Genomic DNA, 12,741 nt, shown 5'->3' with positions numbered 1-12,741 from the left:
TCCTTGTGTCTTGTCTGGCGGCGCTCAGTGGCTGCCCGGTGCGACCATGCGATGGCGGATCTGGTCGGCGACCACGGCCACGATCAGCAGCGCGCCCAGCACCACCATCTGCAGGTACGAGCCGACGCTGGCCAGGTTCATGCCGTTCTGCACCAGGCCGATGAAGATGGCGCCCATCACCACGTTGGGCACCCGGCCGATGCCGCCGCGCAGGCTCACGCCCGCGATCACGCAGGCGGCGATGGATTCGAGCGCCACCGTGCCGCCCAGGTTGGCCTCGCCGGTCTCCACGCGTGCTGTCAGCAAAAGGCCGCTCACGGCCGCCAGGCCCGCGCACAGCAGGTAGGCCATCAGCAGCACGCGGCGGGTGTCGATGCCCGAGAGCGCCGCGGCCTTGGCATTGCCCCCCACCGCCAGCAGGTGCGTGCCGGTCGGCATGCGGCCCATGAGCACGCCCATGCCGGCGACGCACACGGCCGTGACCAGGATCGGTATCGGCACCCCCAGCAGCGTGCCGAAGCCGAACAGCTCGCTGAATTCGCCGGGCATGCCCGACACCGGCACGCCGCCCGTGAGGAACAGCGCAAAGCCGAAGCCGATGGACTGCACGCCCAGCGTCACGATGAAGGGCGAGACGCCGATGAAGGCCACGCCGATGCCGTTGATCAATCCCACCGTCAACCCCGCGAGCAGCCCGCAGGCGCAGCCGGCGACGACGACCACCCAGGTGGCATCGGGAAGGGCTGCGCCGAAAAATTGCATCGCGAGCGCGGACACCACCGAGGTGATCGCCATCACGGTGCCCACCGACAGGTCGAAGCCGCCGGTCACGAGGGCGAGCATCTGGCCCATCGACACCAGGATCAGGTAGACCGACTGGCGCAGCAGGTTCACCAGGTTCTGCACCGTGAGGAACTGGTCGGACAGCGTGCTGAACACCACGAAGGCGATCACCAGCATGAAGGGCAGCACGCCCAGGCGAAGGAACAGGTGGCGCAGCAGGCCGAGCAGGCGGCCGCCGGGGCCGGGGGCAGGCGCCGCCATGGCGGTCGCGTTGGAGGGCGGGGTCATGGATTTCTTTCGCTGGAACCGAAAAACAGGTTGAGCACAGGGGTCTCGCCGATCGCGTCGCCCTCGAGCTCGCCGGCGATCTCGCCGCGGCACATCACGTAGACGCGGTGGCTCAGGTGCAGCACCTCGGGCAGGTCGGACGAGATCACGACCACCGCGGCGCCGCCTTCGCAGAGCTTCTTGATCACCTGGTAGAGCGCGCTGCGGGTGCCGACGTCCACGCCGACCGTGGGCTCGTCGAACACGTAGAGCGCGGCGTCGCGCGTCATGCCCTTGCCGAACAGCACCTTCTGCTGGTTGCCGCCCGACAGCAGCGCCACCGGACGCTCCAGGTTGCGCGGCGCGAGCTCCACGCGCTCGGCGGCGGCGGTGGAGAGCCGGCGCCCGAGGCGCTTGCGCAGCCATCCGCCGCGGCCGCGCAACGGCCCGTGCACCAGCGGCAGGGTGATGTTGGCGCGCGACGTGAAGCCCAGCACCAGCCCTTCGCCCTTGCGGTCCGGCGGCAGGTAGAACAGGCCTTCGTCGAGCAGTTGGCGCACCTTCGCGCCAGTGCGCGGCTGGCCCTTGAACAGGACCCGGCCTTCGCTCACGGCATCGAGCCCGTAGATCGCACGGAACAGCTCGGACTTGCCGCAGCCCACCAGGCCCGCGAGCCCGACCACTTCGCCGCGCCGCACCGTGAGGCTCGCGTTGCGCACGCCGTTGGGCGAACTCAGCCCCTGGACCTGCAGCACCACCTCGCCGGGGCTGGCCGCGATGTGCGGGTAGATCTGCGCGATGGCCCGGCCGCTCATCAGCTCGATCAGCCGGTCGGCGCTCGTCCCATGGGCTGGCAAGGTCGTGACCTTGCGGCCGTCGCGCAGCACCGTGATGCGGTCGGCGATCCGCGCGATCTCCTGCATGCGGTGCGAGATGTAGACGATGCCCACGCCGCGCGCCTTGAGCCGCTCGACCAGTTCGAACAGGCGCTGCGTCTCGGTGTCGGTCAGCGAGGCGGTCGGTTCGTCCAGGATCAGCACCGACACTTCGCCGCGCAGGCCCTTGGCGATCTCCACCATCTGTTGCTGCGCGCGCGTGAGGCCCGAGACGGGCGCATGGACGTCGATGTCGAAGCCCAGGTCGGCCAGCATGACGCGGGCACGTTCGCGCAGCGCGGCACGGTCGAGCAGGCCGCCTTTGCAGGGCTCTTCGCCCAGGCTAAGGTTCTGCGCCACCGAGAGCGTGGGGATCAGCGAGAACTCCTGGAACACCGCGCTGATGCCGTGGCGCCGGGCGTCGTGCACGTTCGAGAAGCGCACAGGCTCGCCATGCATGCGGATCTCGCCGGCCGAGGGCGTGTTGGCGCCCGCCAGCAGCGAGATCAGGGTGGACTTGCCGGCCCCGTTCTCGCCGAACAGCACGTGCACCTCGCCGGCGCGCAGTTCGAAATCCATCGCATCGAGCGCCAGCACGCCCGGATAGCGTTTGCCCAGGCCGATGGTTTGCAGCAGGAGCGCAGGCATCAACGACGACATGAGGGCTTACTTGACCTCGAACACCGGCTTGAAGCCCGGCGGCGGCAGGATGTCATCGAGCTTCACCGTCTTGATGTTGCTGCTGTCGACCACGAAGATCTTCGGGCCGACGTGCTTCGTCACGTCCTTGTTCTCCAGCAGGCGCACCGCCTGGTCGACCGCGATGCGGCCCTGGATCACCATCGAGTCGGCCGGCGAGGCGACGATGCGGCCCTTCTGGATGCCTTCGTAGACGCCCGGCGTCATGTAGAACGAGAGCACCTGCACCTTCTTGTCCAGGTTGCGCGAACGCAGGATGCCGGTGGCGGCTTCGGCGGTCACTGCCGTGCCGGCCACGTAGGCGAGATCGGGGTTGCCTTGCAGCACGTCTTCGACCAGCTTGCTCTGCGCTTCCTTGCCGGTGTCGCCGTACTTCGGATCGAGCACCACCACGGCGCTGCCTTTGACCGCGTCCATGAAGCCCTTGTGCGCGGCCTCGACCCAGCCGGCGCCAGCCGGGCCGGGGAACCAGCCGACCTTCACCGGCGCCGAACCGGCCGGGTGCTTCTTCGCGAGGTACTCGCCGGTCGACTGGCCCATCGTGTAGAACGACACGAGCGACTTGGCCGACAGGTCCGGCGAGCTGATGCCGTTGACCAGGTCGATCACCGGCACCTTCTTCGCGGCGGTGGCCTTGATGACGTTGTTCAGGCCGTCGCCCGAGATCGCGCCGATGATCACCGCGTTGGCGCCGCGCGCCACGCAGTCCTCGATCTGCGAGACCTGCTTGGCCAGGTTGGTGTAGCCGCCCGCGTCGGCCACCTGCAGCTTCACGCCCTGGCGCCGGGCTTCCTCGATCACGCCGTAGTCCACGCCGAGCCAGTAGGCGTCCTTCATGTGCGGGAACGACACGCAGATGTCCCACTTCTTCGAGGCCTTGGCGAGCGGCGTGTAGTCGATGGGCGATTTCTTGCCCTCGGCCGAGAAGGCGGGCTCGGTGGCCTCGGCCTTGTAGGGGAACCAGTCGGCCGCGGAGGCAGGGCCGTGCCACAGCATGGCGGCGGCGAGCGAGGCGACGAGCAAAGAAACGCGCAGGGGCGAACTGTTCATGAAGAACTCCTTGGGTGACAGCAGAAAAAAAAGAAGAAAAGGGGTGACTCAGGCCGCGAGTGCGGCCCGCAGGCGATCGAGCCGTCGTCGTCGCTCGGCGCGTGCTTCGAGGGCCTGGGCCATGTCGACCTCGACGAAGCGGGCCTTGTGGTTGGGCTGCATCTGGGCGATCAGGTCCATGTCGGCACTGATCACGGTGCCGACCATCGCGTAGCCGCCACCGGAGACCGCATCGCGGTGCAGGATGATCGGCTCGCGCCCGCCCGGCACCTGGATGGAGCCGTAGGGGTAGCCCGCGTCCACGATGTTCGACGGGTCGTCGCCCGCGCCGAACGGCGGCTTGCGCTCGAGGAACTTCAGCGGCGTTCCGTTCTTGTAGCGGTAGCCGATGCGGTCGGCCTCGGACCCGACGGTCCAGGTGTCGGCGAAGAAGCTCTGCACCGACACGTCCTGCAGGCGGTGAAAGTAGATGCCCGGCAGCACACGCAACGCCACTTCCTTCGCAAGCACCGGCAGCAATGCCGCATCGACCTTGCGGCCCGGCCGGGCGATGGAAGAGGGCGTGCCTACCGGCAGCTTGTCTCCGGCCATCAGCTTGCGGCCGTTGAAGCCGCCGAACGCGCCGAGCCCGTAGGTCGAGCGGCTGCCCAGCACCAGCGGCACGTCGATGCCGCCGGCCACCGCGATGCACATGCGCGCGCCCAGCTTCATGAAGTCGAAGCCCAGCCTGTCGCCGGCTTGCACCGCGAAGGATTCGTTGCGCGGCATCTCGTTGCCGTTGAGCTTGATCTTCGCGTCGGCGCCGGTGACGGCCACGAGCGCGGGCGCGTCGAACAGGAGCTCGGGCCCGAGCAGCGTGCTTTCGATGACGGCCGCGCCCTCGTCGTTGCCGACCAGCAGGTTCGCGAGCACCAGGCCTTGCTGGTCGAGCGCGCCCGACAGCGGAATGCCCAGGTTGTAGTAGCCGGGGCGGCCGGCGTCCTGCACGCTGGTCGCAAGCCCGGGCTTGTGCACTTCAATCGCCATGGAGCACCTTCAGCAGCTGTTGGTTGTAGCCATCGGGATTGGCCAGGAAATCCTTGAGCGAGAACGACACCGGCGCGATGCGCAGGGCATAGGTCCCGGCCTCGACCTCGGCGATCTGGCGGTCGTATTCGGCGCGATCGATGGGCTTCCACTTCACGATGTCGCCGGGCCGGAAGAACACCATCAGGTCCTTCAGGTAGGACAGCCGCTGGGCCGGGTCGAAGATCGGCGCGGGCGTGACGCCGAACATCTGGTAGCCGCCCGCGCCGCGCACCGAGTAGATGCAGCTGAAGCAGCCGCCGTGGCCGAGCGTGAGCCTGGGTGTGTCGGTGCGCGGGCTCAGGTACTTGGGCACCTGGATCTGGCGCTCGCGCTCGACCATCTGGAAGAGGAACGGCAGCCCGGCCACGAAGCCGACCATCGAGACGAACCATGGCGCCGACGAATGCGCCTGGATGAAGGCCTCGACCGACGCATGACCGTTGATGCGCGCGGCGTACTCGATGTCGGTGCTCGACGGGTCCTGGTGGCGCTCGCGAAAACGCATCAGCGTCTCGTGCGTCCACGGGTCGTTGTAGAGCACCGGGACCTCGATGATGCGGGTCTGCATCTGCAGGTCGGCCTCGCCGAGTTGGCTTTCGATTTCCTTCAGCGTGGCGAGCAGTGCGTCGGGCGCGATCGCATCGGGGTCGAAGCGCACGAGGTAGGCGGCGTTGGCCGGGCAGATCTCGGTGACGCCCGCGATCTCGCCGGCCTGTGCGCGGCGGCGCAGCTCGTTGCAGATGGCCATGCCCTTGAAGAAGGCCGGCAGCGACATCTCTTCGCTGATCTCGACGAACAGGTGCTCGTCGCCGCCGAAGCTGTAGCGGGCCTGGGCGGGAAGGGTGGTTGCGGCGGTCATGCGGGCACCTTCACAAGCGGGGCGGCATCGGGCAGCGGATTCGCGGCGAGCCAGGTTTCCAGAAAGCCGGTGTGGAACGCGGCCTTGGCCACGTCGGCGTCCTCGCACAGCGCACGGTGCAGAGGGATCGTGGTGTGGATGCCTTCGACCTGCAGTTCGCCGAGCGCGCGCCGCATGCGGCTCAGCGCGCCGGCGCGGTCGGTGTCGTGCACGATCAGCTTGCCGAGCAGCGAGTCGTAGTACGCGGGCACGGTGTAGCCGGGGAACAGCATGGTGTCGAAGCGCACGCCCGGGCCGCCCGGCACCACCAGTTGCGATACCAGCCCCGGGCTCGGCATGAAGTTCTTCGCGGCGTTCTCGGCGTTGATGCGCACCTCGATGGCGGCGCCGGTCAGGCGGATGTCTTCTTGTTTCAGGCGCAGCGGCTGGCCCAGCGCGATACGCAGCATTTCCTTGACCAGGTCGATGCCGGTGATCATCTCGGTGATCGGATGCTCGACCTGGATGCGGGTGTTCATCTCGATGAAGAAGAACTCGCGCGTGTCGTCGTCGTACAGGTACTCCAGCGTGCCGGCACCGCGGTAGGCCACGGCATTGGCCAGGCGCAGCGCCGATTTGCAGAGCGCGGCGCGCGTGGCCTCGCTGATGGCGGCCGAAGGCGCTTCTTCCCAGACCTTCTGGCGGCGGCGCTGCAGCGAGCATTCGCGCTCGAAGCAGTGCACCACGCGCTGGCCGTCGCCCAGGATCTGCACCTCGATGTGGCGCGCCTGGCGGATGAAGCGCTCCAGGTACACCTCGCCGTTTCCGAAGGCCGCCAGTGCCTCGGCCGTGGCGGTGGCGAACTGCTGGCGCAGCTCGGCCTCGTCGTGGGCCACGCGGATGCCACGCCCGCCGCCGCCGGCCGAGGCCTTGATCATGATCGGGTAGTCGATGTCCTTCGCCACTTCGACGGCCGTGTCGGCATCGGTCACCACGCCTGCGCTGCCGGGCACGGTGGGCACGCCGGCCTTCATGGCGGCGGCGCGCGCGGCGGCCTTGTCGCCCATGGTGCGGATGGCGTGCGGCGTCGGGCCGACGAACACCAGGCCCGCGGCCTCGATGCGCTCGGCGAAGTCGGCGTTCTCCGAGAGGAATCCGTAGCCGGGATGCACGGCGCCGGCACCGCTCTCTGCGGCCGCCTGCAGGATCGCGTCCACGCTCAGGTAGCTCTTGGTGGCGTGCGCCGGGCCGATGCGCACGGCCTCGTCGGCCATGCGGACGGCCAGGCTCTGCGCGTCGGCATCGCTGTAGACGGCGACCGTCTTCAGCCCCAGTTCCTTCGCGGCGCGGATGATGCGCACGGCGATCTCGCCGCGGTTGGCAACGAGGAGTTTGTCGAATGCAGCGTTCATGGGCCCGGTCTCACACCGCTTCGATGATGGCCAGCAGCTGGCCCGGATCGACCGGCTCGGCGTTCTCGACCGCAAAGCGCACGATGCGCCCGGCCGCGTCGGCCGTGACCTCGCTGAACTGCTTCATCACTTCGACCAGGCCCAGCACGTCGCCCACGGCCACCATGTCGCCTTCGGCCTTGAAGGGCGGCGCGTCGGGCGCCGAGCGGCGGTAGAAGGTGCCCGGCAGCGGGCTCAGGACTTCGTGGGTAGCGGACATCGATGCACTCCTGGAACTGGAACTGGAACGGAAAACTCAGGCCTGCGCCAGCGGGGCGAGCCCGGCGACGCGGATGTCGTGGTCGGCAAGGGCGCGCCGCGTGGCCTGCACCAGCGCGAGCGCGCCGGGGGTGTCGCTGTGGATGCAGACCGAGTCGAAGCCGATAGCAATATCCTTGCCCTCGACCGTGCGCACCACGCCTTCGGTGCAGGCGCGCAGCACCTTGGCGGCCACCGCATCGGGCTGGAGTGCGCCGACGCGGCGGGTGAAGACGATGGAGCCGCTCAGGTCGTAGTCGCGGTCGGCATAGAACTCGCGCACCACCGGCTGGCCGAGCTCGCGCGCCACCTGGAAGGTGACGGACGACTCCATGCAGAACAGGCGCAGCGTGGGCTCGATCTGCTGCAGGGCGGTGACCAGCGCACGCGACAGCGCTTCGTCGCGCGCCGCATGCATGTAGAGCGCGCCGTGCGGCTTGATGTGCTGCAGCGTCAGGCCCGCCAGGCGTGCGAACTCGCGCAGCGCGCCGAGCTGGTAGACCATGTCGTTCACCAGTTCGTCGGCCGGTGCGTTGATGTGGCGTCGCCCGAAACCCACCAGGTCGCGAAAGCCGGGGTGCGCGCCGATGCCCACGCCATGCTGCCGGGCCAGCAGCACCATCCTGCGCATGATGTTCGGATCGCCGGCGTGGAAGCCGGTCGCGATGTTGGCCGAGCTGATCAGCGGCATGAGTTCTTCGTCGACACCATCGCCGATGGTCCACGGACCGAAGCCTTCGCCCATGTCGGAATTCAGATCGATCAGCGTCTTCTTCACGTCGCGCAGCCTTTGTTTCGTTGGCATCGCCGGAAGACGGCAATGCAGGACGGAGCGAAGATTAGTGAGCAGCCAAAAGACTGAAAAGCATTGTTTTCAGGCGAGCCGGTATCTGAAAAACAGATGCTGCGGTACCGCTGAATGGGCGCTACGCTGGAGGGATTCGATTCTTCGATATCGGGTTTACGCCTGTCGGCGCCCGCCGTCGGTGCATCCAGAAATACCCTAGGAAGGCTCTGCCATGTCCCTGACCCTTCGCCAGCTCAAGTACTTCTCGGCCGTGGCCGAGGTCGGGCGCATCTCGCACGCGGCGCTGCAGCTGAACATCTCGCAGTCGGCCGTGACCACCGCGATCCGCGAGCTGGAAGAGATGATGGGGCAGCAGCTGTTCGAGCGCCATCCCCATGGCGTGGAGCTGACCAAGGCGGGGCGGCGCTTCCTGAGCCATGCCTACGCGGTGCTGTCGGCCGCGGACGAGGCGATCCGCATGCCGCACGAGGGCGAGAACGTCGAAGGCTCCCTGACCATTGCGGCGAGCTACACGGTGCTGGGGTACTTCCTGCCGCACCACCTGCAGCGCTTCGAGCAGTTGCATCCGCAGGTCACGGTCAAGGTGCACGAGGTGGCGCGCGAGGCCATCGAGGAAGGCCTGATCACCCAGCGCTACGACATCGGGGTGGTGCTCACCTCCAACGTCGTGCTGCGCGAGCTGTCGCTGGAGACCTTCTTCGGTTCGCAGCGCCGGCTGTGGGTGCCGGCCAAGCATCCGCTGCTCGACAAGGCCGAGGTGACGCTGGCCGACGTCGCGGCCGAGCCCTACATCATGCTCACGGTGGACGAGGCCGCGGCCACCGCGCTCAAGTACTGGAGCAAGACGCCGCACCAGCCCAGGGTGCGGCTGCGCACGAGCTCGGTGGAAGCGGTGCGCAGCACGGTGGCCAACGGGCTAGGCGTGACGGTGCTCTCGGACATGGTCTACCGACCCTGGTCGCTGGAGGGCAAGCGCATCGAGACCATCAACCTGCGCGACGCCGTGCCCACGATGAACATCGGGCTCGGCTGGAAACAGGGCATCGAGTTCTCGCCGGCCATGACCGCGTTTCGCGAGTACTTCCGCCAGCTCTTCCTGGAGCCGGCGTCGGCGCGCCAGCAGGGGCGAAGCCGGGCGTGAACATGTCGGCCTCACCGCGCATTCGATGGGTGTACGCACGCTGCGTTGCAGCTGGCCGGACGCACCGCGGTCCCACGCATCCCCGTGCTGTTCAAGCCGGTCGGCGCGGCGATGCCGGTGCAGGCCATGGCCGGGCTCGTACCGGCCCATGCCACGCTGTGCGATGTCCGAGCGACAGAAGGCACATATGTAAACTGGGATCGCCACTCCATCGGGACCACCTCTCGCCGGAAAAATGGACTTCAACCTGCAAGATGTCGATTGCTTCCTGAGCTGCGTCAAGCAGGGCAGTCTGTCTCTGGGGGCGCAGGCGCTGAACCTGAGCGTGCCGACCGTCGTCAGGGCCATCCGGCGCCTGGAGACGGAGTTCAACCTGGTGCTGCTGGAGCCCGGCGCGCGCGGCGCGCGACTGACGCCGGTGGCAGCGCAATTCGCGCAAACCGCCCAGGGACTCAGCGCGGGATACGCCCAGGCGATTCAGGTGATCGCGGACATGAGGGTCCAGAAGACCAGCGTCTTTCGCATCGGTTTTCCGGACCCGGGCCGCGCGCGATCCATGGCGCAGCCCTTGTCCCTGTTGCTGGAGTCGTATCCCGACCTGCGACTGAAGATCCGCATGGGTCAACCGGATCGCCTGATGGCCCAGGCCATTCGGGACGGCGACATGGACATTGCCATGATGCCGGTCTATGAAAGCGTCCCGGAGGGATGCGAGGCTGTGGCGGTGGGCAGCGATCCCAATCTTCCCGTGGTGCGGTCGGGCCACCCGCTGGCGCATCGGTCATCGCTCGCATTGGCCGACCTGGCGCCTTATGGGTGGTCGCTGGCGGGGCAGCACACGCCCATCACGCAAGCGCTGAATGCAGCGTACGAAAACGCGGGTCTCGCACCGCCCAGGATCGCGGTGGAGAACGAATTCGCCTCTCTTTTTTCGTTGTCCCTGGTTCAGTTCAACGACCTGTTGACCATCGTTCCCCGCTCGGTTCTCGTGCTCGCCGATCCGGATGCCTTCCACATACTTCCCCTGGCCGAACTGCGCAGGGAGCGCACGATCGCCTTTCTCACGCGCACCCATGCGACGAAGTCGCCGCTGTTGCGAACCTTTCTGGATGCGCTGGTCGCCATTGCTTCGAAATGAGCACCGCAGTTTGCTGAGGCAAAGGTGTGGCTCAAGCCACGGGAACCGGCAGGCGATGCAGCCCCGCGACACGCGAGGCAAAGATGATCGCCGCCTGCAGCACGAAACCCGCGAGTGCGAGCACGAGGCATGCGGGTTCGCCCCACACTGCCCCCACGGCCCCGCCCAGTGCCGCGCCGATGGGCCGTGCCCCGGAGTTGATCGTGAGGAACACGGCCGACACGCGGCCCAGCATCGTCGGGGGCACGACGCTCTGCCGCAGCGTGGTCGAGGTGATCACCCAGACCATCGGGCCCGCGCCGAAGAGAAAGAACGACAGCGCAGCCAGCGATGCCACGGGAACGACGAGCGTGGCCGCCATCACGCCCGCGGCGATCACCGCTACCGCCGGCCCGACCTGGATGGCGCGTCCGAAGGGCAGCCGCGCGACGACGCGCGAGGTCAGCAGCGCGCCGACCACCATCCCCGCGCCATACATCGCCAGCGTGAAACCCACCGCCTGCGCGCCGAGCCCGAGCACCCGCACCGCATAGGGCACATACCCGGCCTGCAGCACGAACCACGAGATGTTGAAGACGGCGCCGGTGATCGCCATCGGCCGCAGCAGCGCGTGCCGCCAGACGAAGCCGGCGCCGTCCTTCACTTCGAGCAGCGGATGGCGCGGCGACGCGGATGCGCGAGGCGCCTCGGCCAGTCGCAGCAGCAGGGCCACGGCGGCGACCGACAGCACGGCCGCCAGCACGAAAGCCGCCGAGGCGCCGGCCCACGCGACCAGCGCGCCCGCGAGCGCGGGCCCTGCGGTGAAGGCCGCGCTGCGCGCGAGCTCCAGCCTTGCGTTGGCCAACGCCAGCGCCTCGCGGGGCACCAGCGCAGGCACCAGGGCCGGCGCTGCGACGCTGAAGCCCACGGTGCCCACGGCCCCCAGAAACCCGAGCACGGCCAGCCATCCGATGCCGAGCTTCGATGCGAACACCATGGCGAGCAGCAGGAGCAGCGACACCGCGCGCAATCCCTCGGCCCACACCATCAGCCGCTGGCGCGACATGCGATCGGCCAGCAGCCCGAGCGGCATCGAGACCAGCAGGAACGGCAGGGTCTGGACCGCCGCGAGAAAGCCGATCTCGCCCGGCCCCGCGCCGAGCATCAGCACGGCGACCAATGGCACGGCCGCGAGGCTCAGTTGCTCGGCGGACTGGGCCGCGAGGTTGGACCACGCGAGATTCTGGAAGGAGCGGGGAAGGGCGGAAGGCATGCGATGAGGCTCGGATGGAAAGCCCGATCTTGCGAGCCCGCACCCTCCGGCGCTGGCCGTTTACGGACGTGCAAGCATCGGCCTCATCGCCGCGTTTTCGGCTTTGCGTCCGCAGCGTTCGCGGTGATCGCCGCCATCACGAAGTCGATGAAGGCCCGCACCTTCGCCGCCGGCAGGTGGCGCGACGGGTACAGCGCATAGAGCGGAAATCGCTCGTCCGGCCAATCGGGAAACAGGTCCACGAACTCGCCGCTGTCCAGCTGCGCCTGGATGCCCACCGCCTTGATCTGCGCCACGCCGACACCTGCGAGCGCGGTGGCGAGGATCGTGCCCGCATCGGTCAGCAGCAGGCGCCCCGTGGTGGGTACCTTCACGAGCTTGCGCCCGCGCTGGAACTCCCATGCGAAAGGCTGCCCCGTGACGGGATTGCGCACCTGCAGGCACGCGTGGTCCACGAGGTCTGCCGGCTTCGCAGGGCGGCCGTGCCGTTTCAGGTAACCCGGCGTTGCGACGGTGACGATGCGCGTGTCCATGAGCTTGCGCGCGACCAGCGACGACGAAGGCGGCTCGCCGAAGCGCACGGCGATGTCGAAGCCTTCGGCAACCAGGTCGCCGAGCTGGTCGCGTGCGACGAGTTCCAGCGACAGCTCGGGGTACAGCTCGAGGAAACGCGGGATGTGCGGCGCGAGCAGGAGGCGCGACGTGAAGGCATCGGTGTTCACGCGCAGGCGCCCGCGCACCGCGCCTGAAGAACCCGCCGCGATCGTCACCGCATCTTCGATGCCCAGCACCAGTGGATTGACGTTGGCGTAGAGCAACCGGCCTTCGTCCGTGAGGTTGAGCGAGCGCGTCGTGCGGTCGAACAGGCGCACGCCGATGCGCGCTTCGAGCCGTGCGATGGCGCGGCTCACACCCGAAGGTGTGAGGCCCAGCGCGTTGGCCGCGCTGGCGAAGCTGCCGCCTTCGACGACGGCGGCCAGCACGCCCACGTTGGAGAGAAGTCGTCCGTCGAGTGCCATTTTTCAATTCGTGATCAGGTGTCATGAATGATATGCCACTGGGTCGCTTTACTCAAAGGCGAGCGGTTTCTACATTCGTTCCATCGCATTCATT

The 12,741-nt window shown here is 68.0% G+C and carries 12 protein-coding genes; 2 read left to right on the top strand and 10 right to left on the bottom strand.

The features are described 5' to 3' along the window. Positions 1 to 24: 24 nt before the first annotated feature. From BM133_RS07975 to BM133_RS07940, 8 genes are read right to left on the bottom strand one after another with little or no spacing between them, the layout of a single operon-like run. Positions 25 to 1,071 (bottom strand): ABC transporter permease, encoded by a 1,047-nt coding sequence (locus BM133_RS07975; RefSeq protein ID WP_093432831.1) that lies wholly within the window; start codon positions 1,069 to 1,071, stop codon positions 25 to 27. Beyond that, positions 1,068 to 2,585 carry a sugar ABC transporter ATP-binding protein gene (locus BM133_RS07970; protein ID WP_256219089.1) on the bottom strand — a complete coding sequence of 506 codons (1,518 nt, stop codon included), beginning with the start codon at positions 2,583 to 2,585 and terminating at the stop codon, positions 1,068 to 1,070. The genes BM133_RS07975 and BM133_RS07970 overlap by 4 nt, the downstream gene beginning before the upstream one ends. 6 nt (positions 2,586 to 2,591) lie before the next feature. Beyond that, positions 2,592 to 3,674: a TMAO reductase system periplasmic protein TorT gene (gene torT / locus BM133_RS07965; RefSeq protein ID WP_093432829.1), complete on the bottom strand. Its 1,083-nt coding sequence runs from the start codon at positions 3,672 to 3,674 to the stop codon at positions 2,592 to 2,594. 48 nt (positions 3,675 to 3,722) lie between these two features. Beyond that, the gene (locus BM133_RS07960) at positions 3,723 to 4,700 is read right to left on the bottom strand and encodes a 5-oxoprolinase subunit C family protein (RefSeq protein WP_093432827.1); all 978 of its coding nucleotides are present in this window, start codon (positions 4,698 to 4,700) and stop codon (positions 3,723 to 3,725) included. Further along, positions 4,690 to 5,601 (bottom strand): 5-oxoprolinase subunit B family protein, encoded by a 912-nt coding sequence (locus BM133_RS07955; RefSeq protein WP_093432825.1) that lies wholly within the window; start codon positions 5,599 to 5,601, stop codon positions 4,690 to 4,692. Before BM133_RS07955 ends, BM133_RS07960 begins: the two co-directional genes overlap by 11 nt. Further along, positions 5,598 to 6,992: an acetyl-CoA carboxylase biotin carboxylase subunit gene (locus tag BM133_RS07950; protein ID WP_093432823.1), complete on the bottom strand. Its 1,395-nt coding sequence runs from the start codon at positions 6,990 to 6,992 to the stop codon at positions 5,598 to 5,600. Before BM133_RS07950 ends, BM133_RS07955 begins: the two co-directional genes overlap by 4 nt. Positions 6,993 to 7,002: 10 nt before the next feature. Continuing rightward, a complete protein-coding gene (locus BM133_RS07945) occupies positions 7,003 to 7,251 on the bottom strand; it encodes an acetyl-CoA carboxylase (RefSeq protein ID WP_093432821.1) in 249 nt (82 codons plus the stop codon). A gap of 36 nt (positions 7,252 to 7,287) precedes the next feature. Next, entirely contained in the window at positions 7,288 to 8,094 is an 807-nt protein-coding gene (locus BM133_RS07940; RefSeq protein WP_177224754.1) for a 5-oxoprolinase subunit PxpA, read from the bottom strand. A gap of 214 nt (positions 8,095 to 8,308) precedes the next feature. On the opposite strand from BM133_RS07940, the gene BM133_RS07935 reads away from it, so the two are divergent. Continuing rightward, entirely contained in the window at positions 8,309 to 9,238 is a 930-nt protein-coding gene (locus tag BM133_RS07935; protein ID WP_093432819.1) for a LysR family transcriptional regulator, read from the top strand. Between the two features lie 235 nt (positions 9,239 to 9,473). Further along, positions 9,474 to 10,376: a LysR family transcriptional regulator gene (locus BM133_RS07930; protein ID WP_093432817.1), complete on the top strand. Its 903-nt coding sequence runs from the start codon at positions 9,474 to 9,476 to the stop codon at positions 10,374 to 10,376. Between the two features lie 31 nt (positions 10,377 to 10,407). Here BM133_RS07930 and BM133_RS07925 read toward each other — a convergent pair whose 3' ends face one another. Further along, on the bottom strand, positions 10,408 to 11,628 hold the full coding sequence (locus BM133_RS07925) for an MFS transporter (RefSeq protein WP_093432816.1): 1,221 nt from the start codon (positions 11,626 to 11,628) through the stop codon (positions 10,408 to 10,410). 83 nt (positions 11,629 to 11,711) lie between these two features. Continuing rightward, positions 11,712 to 12,647, bottom strand: coding sequence for a LysR family transcriptional regulator (locus tag BM133_RS07920; RefSeq protein WP_093432814.1), 936 nt, complete (start codon positions 12,645 to 12,647; stop codon positions 11,712 to 11,714). Positions 12,648 to 12,741: the final 94 nt, after the last annotated feature.

The organism is Variovorax sp. 770b2 (assembly GCF_900115685.1).
Classification (GTDB): domain Bacteria; phylum Pseudomonadota; class Gammaproteobacteria; order Burkholderiales; family Burkholderiaceae_C; genus Variovorax.
The sequence above is the reverse complement of the archived record's forward strand: the minus strand, read 5'-3'. Positions and strand labels throughout refer to the sequence as shown.

Bases quoted from the DNA above. Each gene is read 5' to 3' on its own strand.
- BM133_RS07935 (WP_093432819.1), top strand. From the start codon at position 8,309: ATGTCCCTGACCCTTCGCCAGCTCAAGTACTTCTCGGCCGTGGCCGAG.
- BM133_RS07940 (WP_177224754.1), bottom strand. From the start codon at position 8,094: ATGCCAACGAAACAAAGGCTGCGCGACGTGAAGAAGACGCTGATCGAT.
- BM133_RS07950 (WP_093432823.1), bottom strand. From the start codon at position 6,992: ATGAACGCTGCATTCGACAAACTCCTCGTTGCCAACCGCGGCGAGATC.
- BM133_RS07960 (WP_093432827.1), bottom strand. From the start codon at position 4,700: ATGGCGATTGAAGTGCACAAGCCCGGGCTTGCGACCAGCGTGCAGGAC.
- torT (WP_093432829.1), bottom strand. From the start codon at position 3,674: ATGAACAGTTCGCCCCTGCGCGTTTCTTTGCTCGTCGCCTCGCTCGCC.
- BM133_RS07920 (WP_093432814.1), bottom strand. From the start codon at position 12,647: ATGGCACTCGACGGACGACTTCTCTCCAACGTGGGCGTGCTGGCCGCC.
- BM133_RS07930 (WP_093432817.1), top strand. From the start codon at position 9,474: ATGGACTTCAACCTGCAAGATGTCGATTGCTTCCTGAGCTGCGTCAAG.
- BM133_RS07970 (WP_256219089.1), bottom strand. From the start codon at position 2,585: ATGTCGTCGTTGATGCCTGCGCTCCTGCTGCAAACCATCGGCCTGGGC.
- BM133_RS07925 (WP_093432816.1), bottom strand. From the start codon at position 11,628: ATGCCTTCCGCCCTTCCCCGCTCCTTCCAGAATCTCGCGTGGTCCAAC.
- BM133_RS07955 (WP_093432825.1), bottom strand. From the start codon at position 5,601: ATGACCGCCGCAACCACCCTTCCCGCCCAGGCCCGCTACAGCTTCGGC.
- BM133_RS07975 (WP_093432831.1), bottom strand. From the start codon at position 1,071: ATGACCCCGCCCTCCAACGCGACCGCCATGGCGGCGCCTGCCCCCGGC.
- BM133_RS07945 (WP_093432821.1), bottom strand. From the start codon at position 7,251: ATGTCCGCTACCCACGAAGTCCTGAGCCCGCTGCCGGGCACCTTCTAC.